The organism is Nocardiopsis rhodophaea (assembly GCF_039530945.1).
GTDB classification, from domain to species: Bacteria; Actinomycetota; Actinomycetes; order Streptosporangiales; family Streptosporangiaceae; genus Nocardiopsis_C; species Nocardiopsis_C rhodophaea.
Map to the genome: position 1 here is coordinate 48,164 of NZ_BAAAPC010000017.1, position 18,268 is coordinate 66,431.

Here is an 18,268-nt window from a genome sequence, read left to right on the forward strand (position 1 = left end):
GTGGAGGTCGCGGCCGAACGGCCGGGACTCCACCAGCGCCGACGCCTCTAACCTTGCGCTATGCACAGCACAGTGATGGGCGCGCTGCGGCGCGTGGTGCGCGGCGAGCAGTCGCGGGCTCTGGACGTCGTGCTGGTCATCGGCGCCCTCGGTGTCTTGGGGGCGACGTGGGCCGTCGACCTCGGGCTCGCCCTGGGGCGGCCCGGCGACCAGACCGATTGGCTTGGGCCGCCGCCTTCCTACCGGGACTATCTGCCCCTCGCCTCGGGCGGGGTGATGAGCCTCATCGCGGTGAGCGCCGTCCCGCACGTCGCCGGTCCGCGCCGTACGGGGCTGAGCGCGCTAGCCGCCGTCGGGGTGATGCTCGCGACGTCCGCCGCCCTGATACCGGGGCCCAAGGGCCTGTTCGGTTACGCCTTCGCGGCCAGCGAGGGGATGGCGCTGGCCCTGGCGGTGACCCTGGTGGCGCTGCGCTGCCGTCCCTGGGCCATCGCCGGAATCAGCCTCCTGGCGATGCTGTGCCTGGCTTCCGACACTCTGCGCAGCGGACAGCTCGCGGCGGCACTGCGGGGCGGGGATGCCGTGGACTTCGATCCCACCGTCGCGTCGACCCTCGTCTTGATCATGCTCGGCCCCGGCCTCTACCTGCGGTGGCGGGCGGCCCAGCGCGCGAGCCACGTCGCCCAGGCCCGCCGGGAGGAGCGCCTCTCCCTCGCCCGCGACCTGCACGACGTCGTGGCCCATCAGGTCACCGGCATCGTCGTGCAGGCGCAGGCGCTCCAGCACGTGGGGGCGCGCGATCCGCAGCTGGTGGTTACGGCCCTGCCCGAGATCGAAGCCGCTGGGGCGCGGGCGCTGACGGCGATGCGCCGCCTTGTGGGAGCACTGCGCGAGGGCGACGAGGTGCCGCTGGAGGCCCTCGACCTCCCGGCCGCGCTGCGCGCGCTGGGATCCGGCGACGACAGCGGGCCGCCGGTGGAGGTGCGGCTGTCCGGGGACCTGACGGCGGTGGCGCCCGACGTGGGTGCGGCCATCGCCAGGATGGCCCAGGAGGGTGTCACCAACGCCCGCCGCTATGCCCGCGACGCCACGTGCATCCGGATCCGGGTTGACGCAGCCGAGGGCCGCGTCCGGCTGGAGGTGCGCGACGACGGCCGGGGCGGCGGGTCGCCGTTCGGCGAGGGCGGGGGATACGGTCTGATCGGCATGGCTGAGCGGGCCAAGCTGCTCGGCGGTACCTGTACGGCCGGGCCCGTCGCCCATGGCCCGGGGTGGAGGGTGCGGGCCGACCTGCCCGCGGGCACGGCCGACCCCCCGGATGCCGACGCGGCGGAGGGGATGCAAGGGGAGAGATGACGATCAGTGTCCTGCTCGCCGACGACCAGAGCATGGTCCGGACGGGCTTCCGCTACATGCTCGACGCCGAAGACGACATCGAGGTGGTGGGCGAGGCCGCGGACGGCATCGAGGCGCTGCGGCTGGCCCGGGAGCTCCGTCCCGACGTGTGCCTCATGGATATCCGGATGCCCGGCCTCGACGGCCTGGAGGTCACCCGGCGGCTGGCCGGTCCCGGGGCGGCCGACCCGCTGAAGGTCGTCGTGGTGACCACGTTCGACCTCGATGACTACGTGCACGCGGCGCTGGAGGGCGGGGCGGTCGGCTTCCTTCTGAAGGACGCGGGGCCAGCACTGCTGATCGAGGCGGTACATGCGGCGTCCCGCGGCGACGCGCTCGTCTCGCCGCGGATCACCGTCCGGCTACTGCGCCACTTCGCCCGATCGGGCGGTGCGGGCGCGCGCCGCGCCGCCGACCCCCGCGAACAGGGGCTGACCGAGCGCGAGGTGGACATCGTGCGCGCCGTCGCCCAGGGACTGACCAACGCGGAGGTCGCCGAGCGGCTGTTCGTCTCGCTGAGCACGGTCAAGACGCACCTCGCGAGCGTCCAGGGCAAGCTGCGTGCCCGCAACCGCGTGGAGATCGCGGTGTGGGCCTACCGCACCGGCCTCATGGACGCGGACACCGAGGGTGAGAGGCGGCCCGAGCGGCGGTGATCCGCCAGGGGGAACCGGCCCGATTCCCCCTGTTCTCACTCGTCCGGGGCGGCCGGTCGCACGGCGGCGGTGATGATGGCGCGCAGCTGCTCGACGATGTCGGCGCGGTCGCGCTCGAAGTCGGCGTCGGTGAGCGCTCCGGGGTCGGTGCCGCCCAGGCGGAGGACCGGGGTGTGCACGTGCCCGGCGGGGATGGAGCGGCCGGTGGCGTCCCGGAGCACCGTGTTGCGGTAGGCGATCTCGTTGGAGACGTAGTCGCCGCCCGCCCCGGCTCGGGCCGCGGAGGCGGGCGTGGGGCCGTTCGGTCGGCGCACAGGCTCCCCCTCCGCGCCCGCGTCGGCCGGGATCTCGGTGACCTCGGTGTTGTCGTACACGGGGAAGCGGCCCGCGGCGTGCGCGACGATGGCCTGCCGAGGCAGGGACGAGGGGCTCCACTGCGGCTGCGGGTCCAAGCGGGGCGCTTCGGCACCGAGCGGGATCAGACCGGGCGCGGTGCGGCCCTCATTGTCGGCGCGTCCACCGCGCCAGGCGCCGTTGTGGGCCTCCAGGTCGAACCGGCCCTCGCGGCCCTGGCTGACCGTGATGACGGCGTCGGCCGCCGCTGAGCTGCCGGGGTCGGCGGTGTAGTGGGGGAGCAGGACGCGCTCCACCATGCCGTGGGTGAGATCCCGCCAGCGCACCGGGAAGAGCGCGGTGCGCACGACCGCGGTGTGGTCGGCGGCCTCGAAGGTCGCGTCGTGCAGGCTGAGGGCCGCGACCCCGGAGGGGTTAGACGCGCGGATGTCGGTGTCCAACCCGAAGGGGTCGAATCCGGTGACGATGACGCGCAGCTTCCGGTCGCCGGGCGGGAAGACGAGGTCGTCGTGGCCGCGCGAGGCGTGTTCGAGCCGGGTGAGGAGCGCCGCGCGGTCCTGGTCGTCGACCGCGAAGTCCGGGCGCCAGGCGTGCAGCCGGGCGCTGAGCGTCAGCCGCGCCCAGTACAGCGGACGGTCGTCGATGATCGCCCCGTCCTTGCGCACGGCCTCCGACCACAGGCGGCGTCCGTGCGACGCGACCACCTGCTCGGCCTCGTCCAGACTCCCGGCACTGGCCAGATCGGCGGAGAACAGGGGGGCCGCGGCTGCGAATCCGGAGCGGCGCAGGAGCTGCTGCGGCACCTCCAGCTCGACGCGGCTTTCCTCCACGGTTGGGTCGGTGGCGTTCACGCGGTGTCCAGTCCGGGTTGGCGATGCGAGGGGGATGGGCGGTGGAACCGGTGCGGAGTTTACCGGTCACGGCTCGCGCCCCCTCCACCCGGCCGCGCCCGCCGCGGAATATGACGTGGATCGCGTTCGATTCCCGAACCCTCCCGCTGGTGAGCGGCGATAGGGGTGGTGTTCAGGGCGGAGCCGTTCGCGTCGACGGAGGGGATGGCGGGGCGGCGCCGCTGAGCACTGGTGGGAGATAAAGGAGACGTACGGTGCCATTCACGCTCTGCCACGCCGCTGTGGCGATCCCGATGTCCCGGGACCGGCTGGTGCCCTCGGCGCTGGCGATCGGCGCGATGTCGCCGGACTTCGTGAAGTTTGCGCCGATGGCGGTGCCGGAGGTCGATGGCCTCGGCTACCAGCTGTCCGACCTCCTCCTGGGGTCCCTGATGGGGATGGGTGTCTTCCTCGTCTTCCAGGCGCTGCTCAAGCAGCCGCTGGTGGCGCTCGCGCCGGGATGGGCCCGCCGCAGGCTCACGGGGCCGGCGCGGGGCTTTGGCTGGAGCGCGCGGACGCTGGGCTGGGCAGCGCTCTCGGTGGTCCTCGGCGCGATCACGCACCTCCTTCTGGACGGCATCACCCACGGCGAGGTCCTGCCGTGGCTGACGACCGATGCCGTGGCGGGCAGCGTGTCCCGGCAGCAGGTGGTGCAGGACGGCCTGAGCATCGTCCTGGGGCTGGCGATGGCCGGCTGGATCGTGTGGTGGATGCTGCGCGCTGTTCCCGCCGCGGAGGAGCCGGCGGTGGGACCGCTCCGCTGGTGGCGGGTGCCGGTGTGGAGCGGTATGGCCCTCATCGTCGGTCTGACCGCCCTCGACACGGCCCGCGTGCCCGCCGAAGCGTTCCGGATCAACCAGTGGCAGACCGCGACCGAACTGCTGTGGGCCAAGCTGGCGATGCTCATCGTGGGGACGGCGGTGGCACTGACGATCGCCGTGGCCGTCTACGCGCTGGCCTACACCGCCCTCCAGCTGACCGTGGCCCTGCGCCAGCGCCGCAACGGTCTTCCTACCCCCGGCTTGTCGCGGACGTGACGCCGCGCGCGGCCGAACGGTTAGCCGGGCGTGGGGCAGGGAAGGTGAACTCCCGCATCCTGACCTGATCCTCTCAACGAAGAGAGACGATGATGACGACTCTCCCCACCACCGCCCAGCTCACCGAACGCGCGAGGACCGCTCTGGAGCGCTGCGGCGCCTCGGGGTTCGACGCGCCGGCTCCGACCGGGCAGAGCGCGCGCACACCCATCACCGGTGAGCCCCTTTTCGACATCGCTTACTCCACCAGCGCCGAGACCGGCCAGGCGATCGGCACCGCCCACGAGACGTTCCGCACCGTCTGGCGGGACACCCCCGCCCCGCAGCGCGGGAACCTCGTGCGCCGCCTGGGCGAGCTCCTCCGTGAGCACAAGGACGATCTCGCCGACCTCGTCACCATCGAGGCCGGAAAGATCAGGTCCGAGGCGGCGGGCGAGGTCCAGGAGATGATCGACATCTGCGACTTCGCCGTGGGCCTCTCCCGCCAGCTTTACGGGCGCACCATGCCCTCCGAGCGGCCGGGCCACCGCCTGATGGAGACCTGGCACCCGCTCGGCGTCGTCGGCATTATCACCGCCTTCAACTTCCCCGTCGCGGTGTGGTCGTGGAACACGGCGGTCGCGCTCGTTTGCGGCGACACCATCGTGTGGAAGCCTTCCGAGCTCAGTCCGCTGACCGCGCTCGCCTGTCACGGCCTGCTGATGCGCGCGTGCGAGGACGTCGGCGCCCCGGCGGGTGTGCACCAGGTCGTGCTGGGCGACCGCGAGACCGGCGAGCGGATCGTCGACGACCCGCGCGTCGCCCTGGTGTCGGCGACGGGATCGGTCGGCATGGGCAAGCAGGTCGGCCCGCGCGTCGCCGCCCGCATGGGCCGGTGCCTGCTCGAACTCGGCGGCAACAACGCGGCGGTCGTCGCACCGTCGGCCGATCTGGACCTGGCCGTTCGCGGCACCGTGTTCGCGGCGGCCGGGACGGCGGGGCAGCGCTGTACCACCCTGCGCCGGATCATCGTGCACGAAGATATCGCCGACCAGCTCACGGATCGGATCGTGGGTGCCTACGGGCAGCTGCGCCCGAGGATCGGCGACCCGTTCGACGCTGACACGCTGGTCGGTCCGCTCATCGGGGAGCGTGCGCACACGGCGCTGCGCGGTGCGCTGGACCGTGTTGCCGCCGACGGCGGTCGGGTCCTCACCGGCGGAGATCGGTGCCTGGAGAAAGAGGCCCCGGACGCGTACTACGTCGAACCGGCGGTGGTGCGGATGCCGTCGCAGACCGAGATCGTGTGTGAGGAGACCTTCGCGCCGATTCTGTACGTGCTGACGTACCGCACCCTCGACGAGGCCATCGAGCTGCACAACGGGGTGACGCAGGGGTTGTCGAGCGCCATCTTCACCCAGGACCAGCGGGAGGCCGAGCGTTTCCTGGCCGCGTCGGACTGCGGCATCGTGAACGTCAACATCGGCACCTCCGGTGCGGAGATCGGTGGCGCGTTCGGCGGTGAGAAGGACACGGGCGGCGGGCGCGAATCCGGTTCGGACGCATGGCGCGCCTACATGCGGCGGGCGACCAACACGGTGAACTACTCCGATGAGCTGCCGCTGGCCCAGGGGGTCAACTTCCTGTAGTCGCCGCTGCCGCCGGTCCGAGGGGAAAGCGGCGCCGCGTCCATGTCGGTCCGACGCCGAGGGGCCCGCGGCTACCGGCGGCCGTAACCCAAAGGGGTGGTGCCGCGGGGAGGGGGAACCGCGGCACCACCCGGCGGGAACGCTACCGCTGCCCCAGGGGCGGCGGGAACCCCTGGGTACCCTGACCAAGGGGAACTGAAAGGAATATTAACCAATCGCGGGCGAAAATGGGACATGCCGGGGCGGTGCCGCCGTGGAGTAGGTGGAGTAGGCCGCGGTCGGGTCCCGAGTAGGGGGAAGGCCCGCGTCCGTGCCTGGGCGTCAGTCCCGAGGGAGATCCGCGTAGCGGACGCGCGGCATCGAGGTGATCTCCCCCATGGCGCCCCACTCGTCCTTTCCGAGCCGGGCGACCGGCCGCAGGCGGGAGATCTCCGGGTGACCGCCGAGGAGGACCTCCTCGTCGACGGCCGCGTGCACGACCCGCCCGAAGACCACGGTGGAGTCCCCGAGCAGCAGGGTGGAGTGCAGGCGGCACTCCAGGGCCACCGGCGACGACGCCACCCGCGGCGGTTTGACCACGCTGCTGGGCTCGCGCGCCACGCCCACCGCGTCGAACTCGCTGACCTCCGGAGGATAGTCGGTGGCGGTCGCGTTGATCTCCTCCTGCAGCCGCTCCGGGGCGAAGTTCACCACGAACTCCCCGGTCTCCTCGACGTTGCGCAGGTGGTCCTTGCGGCCGACGGAGGTGAACTGGACGATGGGCGGTTCTACGCAGGAAACGGTGAAGAACGAGTGCGGGGCCAGATTGTCCACCCCGGCCGCCGAGGTCGTGGAGACCCACGCGATGGGGCGCGGCACGACCACCGCCGTCAGCAGCTGGTAGAAGGCGCGGCCGGGCAGGTCCTCGGGAGTCAGATCAGTACGCATCAGATCACGATCATGCCACGCGCGCGGCGAGCGAAGGCGCGCGGTGTGGGAATACCGACCCCATGGAACGACCCGAGACCCAGCTCATCTCATTGGCCGACATCCGCGCCGCCGCCGACCGCATCAAAGCCGGGGGCGTGGCGCGCGCCGCTCCCACCGAGGGCGGCGGCGTGCGGTCAGGGGCGGGGAACGTCCTGCGCACCCCGCTGCTCTCGCTGCCCGTCCCGCGCCTCGACGGCCCTCTCTGGCTGAAGGCGGAAAACCTGCAACCCGTGGGGGCCTTCAAGATCCGGGGCGCCACCAACGCGCTCGCCCTACTGGACGCCGAGGCCCGTGCGGCCGGGGTAGTGACGCATTCCTCCGGCAACCACGGGCGGGCGCTCGCCTACGCGGCGCGCGCCGCCAAGGTGCGCTGCATCGTCGTCGTCCCCGAAGGGGCGCCAAAGGTGAAGACGGACGCGATGCGGGCACTGGGCGCCGAACTGGTCATGGTGGAACCCGGCGACCGCCTGGCCACGGCGCAGCGGGTCTCCGACGAACGCGGCCTGACCCTGATCCCCCCGTTCGACGACGCCCGGGTCATCGCCGGGCAGGGCACGATCGGGCTGGAGATCCTGGAGGACCTGCCTGCCGTCGACACCGTGCTCGTCCCGGTCGGTGGCGGCGGTCTCGCTTCGGGGGTCGCCACCGCCATCAAGGAGCTGGACCCCGGGACGACCGTCCTCGGGGTCGAGCCCGAGCTGGCGGCGGACGCGGCCGAGAGCCTCGACGCCGGGCAGCGGGTCGCCTGGCCGCCGGAGCGCGCCGACCGCACGATCGCCGACGGCGTGCGCGTCGGCCTGTCGGATCTGACGTTCGCGCACCTCCGCGCCCGCCTGGACGGCGTCCTCACCGTCACCGAGCACGAGATCCGCGCCGCGATGGGGACCATCGCCCGCGAGGCGCACGTCGTAGCCGAGCCCAGCGGGGCCGTCGCGACGGCGGCGGCCCTGTCGGGGCGGGCGCCCTCGGGGTGCACGGTCGCCGTCGTGTCGGGCGGCAACGTCGACCCGGCACTGCTGGCCGAGACGATCCTGCCCGAGCACGACGGCCGCCGATGAGGAACCGCGCCTGGCGCCGGATGCCCGTGAACAGGCGACATCCGGGAGAGCCGCGACGTTCGCGCCCCCGTGCGCCGACCGCAACGGTCCGCGCATACGAGCCGCCGACCACGCCCCGTGAGGTCCGCCCACTGGGGGCTGGCATCTCGGTGGATCGCTGCTCAACGTGGAGCTGATGGGGGTGCCGGGACATCGGGTCGGCACACCGCTGCCGGAGGGCGGCCGGGAAATACGGGCGGGGCCGCGGGCCCATGCGGACGTAGGCCGGGGACGCGGTCGGTCGTGGCGCGGCCAGGTCCGCACCGGGGCCGACGACGTGGTGGTGCTGAACCGGACCGGGGGTCGAGGACCCGCACCGGCAGTTGCGCCGGTCCGCTCGGACGATGGGAGGGGCTGTGTCCCGCGCTGGCGTGGCTGCCGCTCCGCCCGTGGGGAGCGCGCGGTGATCGCTCGCGGACGTAGCCTTTTCCAAGGCGGCATCGCCATGTCGGACGACCTGGATGCCGGGATCCCGGCCGGGCACGCGGATGTGTTCTCCGGTGAGGTCTGCCCCGAGGACGCGGCGGTCCGTACGACACGGCCGCCCCCTCGTGCGGGCTCCCCGTTGGGGGGTGCCGTTCACGGGAGGGCAGGGTGTCCGGCGGGCACACGGGCCGGCCGCGGCGCCGGTGCTGGGCTTTAGGCCGCCTGCTTCTGCGCCGCGTCGCGCTCAGCGGACGCCGCGTCGATGGGCTGCGTAGCGTCGGCCGGAACCGCGCGGCCATCCGCACCGGGGCCGGCCGTGGTCCGGGCGGCGTCCTGGCGGGACTCGCGGTGCCGCAGGGCCTGGTCGGCGATGATCGCGATGCCGATCGCGAACGCAAGCCCGATGCCGATGAATGTGATCCAGATGACAGTGGTCAGAAGCGCGGTGTCGATCATGCTGATCATCTCCGCCTTATCTCCGCGCTGGGGGCGCGGGTTGGTCCGTTGACACCTCCAAGTGTAATCACCGTTAACTTCAGTTGTCGCCGTTTTCGTTCGTGAACCGTGTCATATCGATGTGTCCGCTTCGGATCGGCCGCGCTGTGCCCGGGAAGCGCGGCCGAACGGCCGACCAGGCCCGAGGCCGATTCCCCGGCAGCCCGGTACCCCCTTCGCGCCCCCGCACCGCTGCCGGTATCGGCGGTATGGGTAGCCTGATCCTTACTTTTCGCATCGGGCCGATCGGTCGTGAGTGGGGGATGGGGACAGTGGGGTTTCTCGACGGATTCGAGGTCCCGGTCGTGGCGGCGCCCATGGCGGGCGGGGCGAGCACTCCGGAGCTTGTCGCGGCGGTGAACGGCGCGGGCGGGCTCGGCTTTCTCGCCGCCGGGTACAAGAGCGCCGAGGCGATGGTCGAGCAGATCCAGCGGACGCGGGCGCTGACCTCGCGCGACTTCGGGGTCAACGTCTTCGTCCCCGATCGGGGCAGCGCTGTTCCCGAGGCGCGGGTGTCCGCCTACCGGGAGCGGATCGCCCCCGAGGCCGAGCGGTTGGGCGTTGAGCCCGGCCCGGCCGAGTGGCGGGACGACGACTACTCGGCGAAGTTGGACGCCCTCCTTGCCACGCCTGTTCCGGTAGTCAGCTTCACGTTCGGCTGTCCCCAAGCGCGCGACATCGCCCTCCTGCGCGGGGCGGGCAGCGCCGTCGTCGTCACCGTCACGACCGTAGCCGAGGCCCGCGCCGCCGTAGCGGCCGGAGCCGACGCGCTGTGCGTCCAGGGCGCCGAGGCAGGCGGCCACCAGGGGTCGTTCGTCGACGACGCGGAGCGCACCGTGCCGATGCTCGACCTCCTCGCCCAGGTGCGCGCGGCGGTTGACGTTCCCCTGGTCGCGGCGGGCGGCATCACGGGGGCCGAGGGCGTCCGCGCCGCTCTGCATGGCGGTGCCATGGCCGCACAGCTCGGCACCGCGTTCCTGCGCTCCCCCGAGAGCGGCGCCAACCCCACGCACAAGAAGGCCCTGGCCGACGACCGCTTCACGGAGACCGCCGTTACCCGCGCCTTCAGCGGTCGGCGCGCCCGCGGCCTGGTCAACCGCTTCTTGCGAACCCACGACTCCGCCGCTCCCGGCGCCTACCCGCAGGTGCACTTCCTGACCGGGCCGCTGCGCGCCGCCGCGGCCGCGGCGGGCGACGCCGATACCCTCCACCTCTGGGCGGGCACCGGCTTCCGTTCGGCGGCCGATGCTCCCGCCGCCGCGATCGTGGACGCGGTCGCCGAGGGGCTGTAGCGGCGCCGGGCGTGCCCCCAAGCGCCTTGACGTGCTCCACCCCACCGGAGACGCCGCCGGAGCGAGTACCTGCGCTTTGGCCGCGGCGCCATAACCGAGTTGGTGGTTACACGCCTATCCCGCAACGATGTCCGTGGCAACGGACCACATCCGGGTGCGGGGGACACCGGTCGAGGCGAGAGGTGATGACTGTCGGTGAGTGCTGAGGGAAGTACCAAAGCGGTTGTCGTCGCGTTGGCGGCGAATCTCGGGATCGCGGTGACGAAGTTCGCGGCAGCGGCCCTGACAGGATCCTCGGCGATGCTCGCCGAGGCCATCCACTCGGTGGCCGATTCAGGCAACCAGGTGCTGCTGCTGGTCGGCGGGAAGCGCGCCCGGCGCAAGGCCACGCCCGAGCACCCGTTCGGCTACGGCCGGGAGCGCTACATCTACGCGTTCATCGTGTCGATCGTGCTCTTCACGCTGGGCGGCCTGTTCGCTCTGTACGAGGCGTGGCACAAGATCAGCGACCCGCATCCGATCACCGCGTGGCGGTGGGTGCCGGTGGCGGTTCTGGTGGTGGCCATCATGCTGGAGTCGTCGGCGATGCGCACCGCGATCAAGGAGTCGAACGCGGTGCGCGGCGGCACCGGATGGTTCACGTTCATCCGGCGGTCGAAGTCACCGGAACTGCCGGTCATCCTGTTGGAGGACGCCGGCGCTCTCGTCGGCCTGGTGTTCGCCCTGGCGGGTGTGGGGCTGACCCTGCTCACCGGTGACGGCATCTGGGACGGCCTGGGCACCGCGGCCATCGGCCTTCTGCTGGTCGCGATCGCGGCCGTCCTCGCGGTGGAGATGAAGAGCCTGCTGCTGGGCGAATCCGCCACCCGCGAGCACGTGCGGTCAATCGAGCGCGCCATCGTGGAGACCGCGGCCGTTGAGAGCGTGATCCACCTCCGCACCATGCACCTGGGGCCGGAGGAGCTGCTCGTCGCAGCCAAGATCGCCGTCGACGCGACCGATGACGCGCGCGAAGTGGCGCGGACCATCGACAGCGCCGAGGAACGTGTCCGCACCGCGGTTCCCATCGCGTGCATGATCTACCTCGAACCGGACATCATGCGTCGAGAGCAGCCAGCGGGCACGCAGCCGCCCGAAGCGGAAGGCCAGGCCGCGCCGCGCTGACTCCGCCCCGGTACCGCTCAGCTGCCGCACCTACCGTCTAACGCTCGGAGCGGCAGCTGTCGTCCACCCGGATCGCCGACCGGGCCGACGGACGGGAACCCACCGGCGGCGCGAAGGCCCTCAGTCCCGATCCCCGCCCGCCTCGTCCTCCGGGCGGCGCCGTTCCAACAGGACGGTGTCGCGCCACCGGCCACGGTGGCGGGCGATCCGCTCCCGCACGCCCAGGGTGCGGAACCCGGCCGAATGGTGAAGCGCGAGGCTGGCCTTGTTCTCCGGGAAGATCGAGGTCTGCAGGGTCCACAGCCCCTGCCGGTCGGCTTCGGTGACCTGCCGGTGGATGAGCGCCGTGCCGACGCCGCGGCCGCGCGCCGACGCGCCGACATAGACGGAGGTCTCCGCCACTCCCGCGTACACCGCCCGATCCGACACGCGGGTGGCCGCGGCCCAGCCGACCACCTCGCCGTCGACCTCGGCCACCCAGCGATGGCCCGACAGCCACTTCGCGTCCAGCGCCGCGGCGTCCGGGACCTCGGTCTCGAAGGTAGCGTCGCCTGTGGCGATGCCGTCAGCGTAAATACGGCGCACAGCGGGGAAGTCCGTCTCCTCCATGGCCCGCACCGACACATCCTCGGGCAGGTCGGTGGGGCAGCAGGGACGCGCGGCCAGGAGCCCCATGACCGCGTCGGCCGCGTGCGGCAGACCTGAGCAGCAGGCGGCGTTGATGGCGACCCGCGTGGAGGTGCCCTCCTTGGCCAGGATGACGAAGCCGACGTCGGCGAGTTTGCGCAGGTGGTGCGAGATGGTGGGCTGCCCGATGCCGAGGGCGTCGGCCAGCTCGCCGACGCCGCTGGTCCCCGGGCGCGAGGCGATGGCGTGCAGCAGCCGGACGCGCGTGGGTTCGGCGAGGCAGGCGAACCAGGAGGCATAGGTCGCGGCGTCGGCCGGATCGAGGGCCGGGGCATCGGGAGCGGGCGTCGTCACGGTCATAGCTTCATTATCAACGGACCGGCGGCCTCGGCTATGCCCCGCGAACCCCGCTAGCGGTGCCACGACGTCCCAAGGACGAAGCCGCTGACGCCGCCCGCGGAGCGGCGCTGTCCTGTCCGCCACGTACGATCCGCGTGATCGGGGACGATGATGAGGATCGCTCTGTGCCGGATCGAAGAATCGGGTGTTGACTGATGACCACGGCGGATATCACCTTCGCCGCGCAGGACGGCTGGGAAGAGTGGCTTGAGAAGAACCATGATGCACAAAGCGGCGTGTGGCTGAGGATCGCCAAGAAGGATTCCGGTGTTCGCACCGTCTCCTATGGGGAGGCACTCGACGCGGCTCTCTGTTTCGGCTGGATCGACGGCCAGCGTAAGTCCCTCGATGCGACCTACTGGTCGATCCGGTTCACCCCGCGTCGCGCCAACAGCAGGTGGTCGAAGGTGAACCGTGGGAAGGCAGAGGCACTGATCGCGCAGGGGCGCATGCGGGAGCCGGGCCTCCGGGAGGTCGAACTGGCCAAGTCGGACGGCCGTTGGGACGCGGCCTACGAATCGCAGAAGTCGATGCGGGTTCCCGCCGACCTGCAGGCCGCGCTGGACGAGAACCCCGCGGCCAAGGAGTTCTTCGCCGAGCTGGACAGCAAGAACCGGTATGCGATTCTCTACCGCATCCAGGACGCGAAGAAGCCGGAGACCCGAGCGCGGCGACTTCAGAAGTACCTGGACATGCTGAACCGCCGGGAGAAGATCTACTGAGGGCGCGCTTCCACGCGGTCAGCGCGGTTGATCGCGGCGCCTGACGCTTGCCAGCACCCCGGACTGCGGGGGACCGGCCCGTCCTTCGGCTGAGCGATGGCCCGTCCACCCGGGCCGCGACGCCGGGCACACCGGCATCGGTGTTCCACGTCGGCTTCGGCGTGCCAGATGCCGTGGCATGAGCGACCACTTTCCGCGATGGAGTTGCCGCCACGCGTGTCCGCGGTGCCGGGGGTGCGTTCGGCGCCGCAGCGCCCCCTCTGGTCAGGCGTCACGCACCGCACCTGGCGGACGCCGCGGCGTCCGCCAGGTGCGGTGGCGGCCTGCGCCGACGCGGCCGATAGTTGATTGCATCGATGGTCATCGATAAAGTTCGATTTAATCGACGCCTATCGATGAAGAGAGTGTGTCATGGACGACAGACGTCCTGTTGTGGTGATCGGAGCCGGGCCGGTCGGCCTGGCCGCTGCGGCCGAGCTGGACCAGCGAGGCATCCCGGCCGTGGTCATGGAGAGGGGCGCGACCGCCGGAGCGGCCGTCCGCGAGTGGGGCCATGTGCGCCTGTTCTCCATGTGGCGCGACCTGGTCGACCCGGCCGCCGAGAAGCTCCTCGCCGCCGCCGGATGGCAGCGCCCCGACGACGCGACCCACCCCACAGGGGAGGAGTGGGCGCGGCTGTACCTGAGCCCGCTTGCCGATGCCCTGGGCGACCGGGTCCGCCTCAACACGGAGGTCGTCGGGGTAGGGCGGCGCGCCCGCGACCGGGTGGTTGACGCCGGCCGCGCGGAGCAGCCGTTCACCGTGCACACACGCACCGCCCAGGGGGACGAGGGCGTCCTCCTCGCACGTGCCGTCATCGACGCCTCGGGCACATGGACGACCCCCAACCCGCTCGGCGCTGACGGGCTTCCCGCTGCGGGGGAGCGGGAAGCCGACCTTGCGGACCGCCTGACCTCGCGCGTTCCCGACCTCGGCAGTGCCGAGAACCGCCAGCGCTACGCCGGTCGCCGCACCGCTGTCGTGGGGCGCGGGCACTCGGCGCTGACGGCACTGGTGGAACTGGCCGAGCTGGCCGAGGCGGAGCCGGGCACCCGGGCGGTCTGGGTCCTGCGCCGCGATATCGGCGACGCGTTCGGCGGCGGAGAGGCCGACCAGCTGGCGGCGCGCGGCGCTCTGGGCCTGCGCGCGAAGGCGGCGGTCGACGCGGGAAGCGTCGAGGTCGTAACGGGATTCCGGACCGCCAGCGTCCGGCGCGAGGGCGCCCGCGTCGTGCTGGTCGACGCGACCGGCCAAAAACTCCACCCGGTCGACGAGGTGGTGGCCCTGACCGGATTCCGCCCCGACCTGTCCTGGCTCTCGGAGATCCGGCTCCTCCTGGACCCCGTGCTCCAGGCGCCGGAGAAGCTGGCACCGCTCATCGACCCCAACGTGCACTCCTGCGGCACGGTCTACCCGCATGGTGCCGCGGAGCTCTCCCACCCCGAACCGAACTTCTACCTGGCGGGGATGAAGTCCTACGGCCGCGCCCCGACGTTCCTCGCACTGACCGGCTTCGAGCAGGTGCGCAGCATCGCGGCCGAGATCGCGGGCGACCACGCTTCGGCCGCGCGGGTGGAGCTGACCCTGCCCGAGACGGGGGTCTGCGGCGGCTCGGGCCTCGTCGACGACACGGATGCCACCGAGGAGGTCGGCTGCTGTGGCGCCCCCGAGCAGGTCCAGCCGAGCCGGAGCGGGCCATCCGGCCTTACGTGATCGAGATGTCGGCGGCGCCTCACCCGTTCGCGAAATGAAGCGGCAGATGATCCCGCTGCCCTCGAATGAAGGGAAGTGGGATCTTTTTTCCGCGACTCCGGCCAGCACAATTGTCCTCCGGTTCGGTATATCGGAAATGATCACGGCGATGGTCGGGAAAATCGTGGACCGCGTGAGAGCGGATACGGGAGAGGTGGCTGTGGTCGCCTCGCGGGGAGAGCCCGGGGTGCCGGTGGCGGCTGGGATGTCAGGCCTGACCTGGCATGTCGGCTGCTAGCGTCGGACACGCACCGTCTTTGTCTGATTCCCGTTCGTCCGGTTTGTCGCGCTGTATTAAGAGTGCTGAATATTCTCTCATTCTGAGAAGTTTCGCCTGTGGGCGAATAGTGTTGCCATGTCGTTTTCGTGGGCGCGAGGATGGCGATATGCCCGAGCTCGAAATCGGGGCCGTGGCGGCCATGTTTCTCGTGGTCGCTCGCTCCTGAAACGCTCCTCGGTGCATGCCCTCTTTTTGTTCCGTGGGTGGTGTGTGCTTCCCAGAGGCCTGGTTGGCTCTCCACCCGCAACCACGAAAGGGCCCCACATGAAAACCACGAAGAAAGCGGCGGTCCTGGCCGCGGCGGTGTTCGCCGCTGGGCTCGCCCTCACCTCGGCTCCCGCAGCGTCGGCCGAAACCGCTTCCCCTGCCCAAAAGGCCTTCTGCGGGGTCAAGAGCGACGGCAAGCTGTGGTGCGGCAACCGCTACCGTGCCAAGGCGTACGCGCACCGGTCCTACAGCTCGGCGGTCCGAGGCGAGCTGCGCACGACGTACAGCTGGTTCGCCTGCTGGGGCCCGGGCGACCACCACTCCGGCGGGAACAACATCTGGTACTGGACAAAGACCGATACGGGAGGCTGGGGCAACGTCCCCGCGGTCGATATCTACACGCCCCGTGACCCCGCCCCTGGTCTGAGGCAGTGCTGATCGGGCTTGTCGGAGATGTGGCGGGCGGCCGCGCGATGGGACGCACGGGGGCGCCGCGCTGCGGCCGCTCGCCTTCCCCGCATCCCAGAACGTGGTCGGGTCGCGAGTACGTCACCGCGCCTATCGGCCGCCGCGCCGACACTGTTCAGCACGGCCATCGAGCCAGCGACGGTGATCTCGTTGTTGTAGACGCGCAAGGGCGAGAGGCTGATCCGGGCGTCGTCGGTGGCGACGCCGGAGATCAGCAGGCGTCCGCCGCGCTGGAGCGCGTCGAACGCGGCCTCGATCGCGGGCGGGGCTCCGGTGGCGTCCACGGCGGCGTCGAAGCGTTCGCCGTGGAGGTCGGCGTCGGCGGCGGTGGCGTACGCGCGGAGTTCGGCGGCGATCCTCCGACATTCGGTGGCGCGGTCGACCAGGGTGACGCGGGCCCAGCTCTGCTGGAGCAGCTGCTGCAGCAACAGGGCCATGGCCCCGACGCCGACGACTAGGAACCTTTCGCCCGCGCTCACGCCGATGCGGCGCACCCCGTGGACCACGCAGGACAACGGCTCGACGAGAGCACCCTCCCCTTCGTCCATCCCCTCGGGCGCGCGGTAGCAGTTGGCCGCGGGCACGCCCGCGTGTTGGGCGAACGCGCCGTCCACGGTGTCCCCCGTGGCGCTCCGATTGGCGCACAGGTAGCCGCGGCCGGATCGGCAGAACGTGCAGTATCCGCAGAAGAGGGAGGGATCGACGGCCACCCGGTCGCCGACGCGCAACCCGCCGGGCGCGCCGTCGCCCACCGCGACCATCTCACCGGCGAACTCGTGCCCGGGGACCAGCGGGTCGGGGTTGGGCGGGAACTCGCCGTCGGCGATGTGCAGGCCGGTGCCGCAGATGCCGCAGGCGCCGACGCGGATCACGGCCTCCTGGGACCCGGGGACCGGATCGGGCCGCTACCGGGCAGTGATTGAGCCGGGCCGCTCGACGATGGCTTCGCGCACGGGCCGCTCCTTGCTGTCCGCTCACATGCGTGCCTCGTCAGATGAGCGGTGGTGTTCTCATATGTTGACCGTCATTCACACCACGTGTGAAATCCGATGTCAATGTATGCTTTACCTATGAGCATGGTTGGACTCACATGAGCGAAGCGACGGGGCGAGCATCCCCGGGTGGCGAGTCCGCCCCAGGAAACGCGGACGCGGCCCCGGCGCGGGGTCCGGCGGAGCTGGTCCAGGTCGCCGCGATCGCGCGGCGGTTCTACCTCGACGGCCGCTCCAAGGTGGAGATCGCCAAGGAGTTCGGGCTCAGCCGGTTCAAGGTGGCGCGGGCGCTGGAGACCGCCCGCGACAGCGGGATCGTGCGCATCGACATCCGACTGCCCGCCCAACTCGACGCCGAGCGCTCCGACCGGCTGCGTGAGGCCTTCGGCCTGCACCACGCCATCGTCGTTGCGGAATCCGGTGACCCCGTTCAGACGCGGCGCCAGATCGGCACCGTGGCCGCCGATCTGCTGAGCGAGATCGTCACCGCCGACGACGTCCTCGGCCTGACCTCCGGGCGCACCCTGGAGATCATGTGCGCCGAACTGGACCGGTTGGCGCCCTGCACCATCGTGCAGCTCAACGGCGTCATTTCCGACCACCCCAACGCCACCGGCCCGGTGGAGACCGTCCGCCGCGCCGCGCACATCTCGGGCGGATCCGCCTACCCGATCTACGCGCCCCTCGTCCTGCCCGACGCCGCCACCGCCCGCACCCTGCGCGCCGACCCCGGCATCGCCGCGGCGTTCGCCCACTTCGAGCGGTTGACCAAGGCCGTAGTGGCGATCGGCGGCTGGGACGAGCAGACCTCAACCGTCTACCAGGCCCTCGGCCCCGACGAGCGCGCCCGCTACGCGGAGATGGGGGTGCGCGCCGATATGTCGGCCCAGCTCTTCAACACCAAGGGCAAGCAGGTGCGCACCGATCTCGACGACCGGGTGCTCAGCGTGCGCGCGGAGCAGCTGCGCCGCGTTCCCGAGGTCATCGCCGTCGCCGGAGGCGCTGCAAAGGCCGGGGCCATTGGGATCATGCTGCGCACCGGGCTCATCTCTTCCCTGGTCACCGACGCCTCGGTGGCCCGGGTGCTGTTGGCGGAGTAGGCCGGTTGAGTGGGGGACAGCGCTCCCCCGGACACCTCGCCAACCGCGGCCCCTCGCATGCGCCATGTTTCGGGGAGGCCCCCGTCGAGTTCCCTGCCCGGGAGACGCGCGGCGGGTAGACGTCCCGGCGTGCACCCGCGATCGCGAGGTTCTTCGCACGGCACAGCCCGCACACGCGTCGAACCGCGCTACCCGGGTGGGATACGGCACATCGGTGCGCAACCCCTTGTCAGCGGGTCGGCCGGGGCGGGCATGAATCGCGCCACCCGCGTCGGAGGG

15 protein-coding genes and 1 pseudogene are annotated in these 18,268 nt (G+C 71.6%); 11 read left to right on the forward strand and 5 right to left on the reverse strand.

All coding sequences use genetic code 11. The features are described from left to right. Window positions 1-60: 60 nt before the first annotated feature. On the forward strand, window positions 61-1,356 hold the full coding sequence (locus tag ABD259_RS18570) for a sensor histidine kinase (protein ID WP_344106042.1): 1,296 nt from the start codon (window positions 61-63) through the stop codon (window positions 1,354-1,356). Beyond that, a complete protein-coding gene (locus ABD259_RS18575) occupies window positions 1,353-2,051 on the forward strand; it encodes a response regulator (RefSeq protein WP_344106040.1) in 699 nt (232 codons plus the stop codon). Before ABD259_RS18570 ends, ABD259_RS18575 begins: the two co-directional genes overlap by 4 nt. Before the next feature lie 35 nt (window positions 2,052-2,086). Here the strand turns inward: ABD259_RS18575 and ABD259_RS18580 are convergent, their stop codons facing one another. After that, window positions 2,087-3,256 carry a pyroglutamyl peptidase gene (locus ABD259_RS18580; protein WP_344106036.1) on the reverse strand — a complete coding sequence of 390 codons (1,170 nt, stop codon included), beginning with the start codon at window positions 3,254-3,256 and terminating at the stop codon, window positions 2,087-2,089. 254 nt (window positions 3,257-3,510) lie between these two features. Between ABD259_RS18580 and ABD259_RS18585 the strand changes: the two genes are divergently transcribed. Both ABD259_RS18585 and amaB read left to right on the forward strand, forming a co-directional pair. Then, on the forward strand, window positions 3,511-4,332 hold the full coding sequence (locus ABD259_RS18585) for a DUF4184 family protein (protein WP_344106035.1): 822 nt from the start codon (window positions 3,511-3,513) through the stop codon (window positions 4,330-4,332). 89 nt (window positions 4,333-4,421) lie between these two features. Beyond that, complete coding sequence (gene amaB, locus ABD259_RS18590; RefSeq protein WP_344106033.1) at window positions 4,422-5,960, forward strand: L-piperidine-6-carboxylate dehydrogenase; 1,539 nt, start codon at window positions 4,422-4,424, stop codon at window positions 5,958-5,960. 321 nt (window positions 5,961-6,281) lie between these two features. On the opposite strand, the gene ABD259_RS18595 is transcribed toward amaB, so the two are convergent. Next, complete coding sequence (locus tag ABD259_RS18595; RefSeq protein WP_344106031.1) at window positions 6,282-6,887, reverse strand: flavin reductase family protein; 606 nt, start codon at window positions 6,885-6,887, stop codon at window positions 6,282-6,284. 62 nt (window positions 6,888-6,949) lie between these two features. Between ABD259_RS18595 and ABD259_RS18600 the strand changes: the two genes are divergently transcribed. After that, window positions 6,950-7,987 carry a threonine ammonia-lyase gene (locus tag ABD259_RS18600; RefSeq protein WP_344164191.1) on the forward strand — a complete coding sequence of 346 codons (1,038 nt, stop codon included), beginning with the start codon at window positions 6,950-6,952 and terminating at the stop codon, window positions 7,985-7,987. A 678-nt stretch (window positions 7,988-8,665) separates the two neighbouring features. Here the strand turns inward: ABD259_RS18600 and ABD259_RS18605 are convergent. Beyond that, window positions 8,666-8,908: a hypothetical protein gene (locus ABD259_RS18605; protein ID WP_344106027.1), complete on the reverse strand. Its 243-nt coding sequence runs from the start codon at window positions 8,906-8,908 to the stop codon at window positions 8,666-8,668. Between the two features lie 311 nt (window positions 8,909-9,219). Here ABD259_RS18605 and ABD259_RS18610 point away from each other — a divergent pair, with 311 nt between their 5' ends. Further along, complete coding sequence (locus ABD259_RS18610; RefSeq protein ID WP_344164194.1) at window positions 9,220-10,239, forward strand: nitronate monooxygenase; 1,020 nt, start codon at window positions 9,220-9,222, stop codon at window positions 10,237-10,239. A gap of 195 nt (window positions 10,240-10,434) precedes the next feature. Next, window positions 10,435-11,403 (forward strand): cation diffusion facilitator family transporter, encoded by a 969-nt coding sequence (locus ABD259_RS18615; protein ID WP_344164197.1) that lies wholly within the window; start codon window positions 10,435-10,437, stop codon window positions 11,401-11,403. Between the two features lie 120 nt (window positions 11,404-11,523). Here ABD259_RS18615 and ABD259_RS18620 read toward each other — a convergent pair whose 3' ends face one another. Further along, window positions 11,524-12,390, reverse strand: coding sequence for a helix-turn-helix domain-containing GNAT family N-acetyltransferase (locus ABD259_RS18620; protein ID WP_344164200.1), 867 nt, complete (start codon window positions 12,388-12,390; stop codon window positions 11,524-11,526). 194 nt (window positions 12,391-12,584) lie between these two features. On the opposite strand from ABD259_RS18620, the gene ABD259_RS18625 reads away from it, so the two are divergent. The 3 genes from ABD259_RS18625 (at window position 12,585) to ABD259_RS18635 (ending at window position 15,867) form a co-directional block, all read left to right on the forward strand. Next, entirely contained in the window at window positions 12,585-13,151 is a 567-nt protein-coding gene (locus ABD259_RS18625) for a YdeI/OmpD-associated family protein (RefSeq protein WP_344164203.1), read from the forward strand. A gap of 411 nt (window positions 13,152-13,562) precedes the next feature. Next, window positions 13,563-14,903, forward strand: a complete 1,341-nt coding sequence (locus ABD259_RS18630; RefSeq protein WP_344164206.1) for an NAD(P)-binding domain-containing protein — start codon at window positions 13,563-13,565, stop codon at window positions 14,901-14,903. Between the two features lie 583 nt (window positions 14,904-15,486). Continuing rightward, on the forward strand, window positions 15,487-15,867 hold the full coding sequence (locus ABD259_RS18635) for a hypothetical protein (RefSeq protein ID WP_344164209.1): 381 nt from the start codon (window positions 15,487-15,489) through the stop codon (window positions 15,865-15,867). A gap of 122 nt (window positions 15,868-15,989) precedes the next feature. On the opposite strand, the pseudogene ABD259_RS18640 reads toward ABD259_RS18635, so the two are convergent. Then, a pseudogene (locus tag ABD259_RS18640) lies at window positions 15,990-16,850 on the reverse strand (alcohol dehydrogenase catalytic domain-containing protein); the annotation flags it as partial. Window positions 16,851-17,074: 224 nt separating this feature from the next. Between ABD259_RS18640 and ABD259_RS18645 the strand changes: the two are divergent. Beyond that, on the forward strand, window positions 17,075-17,989 hold the full coding sequence (locus ABD259_RS18645) for a sugar-binding transcriptional regulator (RefSeq protein WP_344164298.1): 915 nt from the start codon (window positions 17,075-17,077) through the stop codon (window positions 17,987-17,989). Window positions 17,990-18,268 lie beyond the last annotated feature (279 nt).